This is a genomic window from Bacillus sp. LR--39 (assembly GCF_053613335.1).
The window spans coordinates 1-513 of the sequence record NZ_JBSIOT010001631.1; the positions used below are offsets into that span (position 1 = coordinate 1).

At 51.7% G+C, this 513-nt stretch carries 1 protein-coding gene; it reads left to right on the forward strand.

What is annotated here, in order from left to right; all coding sequences use genetic code 11:
* Nucleotides 1-513, forward strand: a 513-nt coding sequence (locus ACWHAR_RS32210) for an N-acetylneuraminate synthase family protein (protein ID WP_452089066.1), incomplete at both ends; no start/stop codon positions are given.

Genomic DNA, 513 nt, shown 5'->3' on the forward strand with positions numbered 1-513 from the left:
GAAAGATCCTGGTTTGTACAAGACGGCAGCGGGCAAGGACGTCTCTATTTTTTCTTTGGTTCAATCTATGGAAATGCCTGCTGAGTGGATTTTACCGCTATTGGATTACTGCCGCGAAAAGCAGGTGATCTTTTTAAGTACGGTATGTGACGAGGGGTCAGCTGATCTGCTTCAGTCTACCTCGCCGAGCGCTTTTAAAATCGCATCCTATGAAATTAACCATCTCCCGCTGCTCAAATATGTCGCCCGGCTGAACAGGCCGATGATTTTCTCGACAGCCGGAGCTGAAATCTCTGATGTTCACGAAGCTTGGCGCACCATCAGGGCAGAGGGAAACAATCAAATTGCCATAATGCATTGTGTGGCGAAATACCCAGCACCGCCGGAGTACAGCAACCTCAGCGTCATACCGATGCTTGCCGCCGCTTTTCCTGAGGCGGTCATCGGCTTCTCCGATCATAGCGAGCATCCGACAGAAGCGCCGTGTGCCGCGGTTCGGCTCGGAGCAAAACT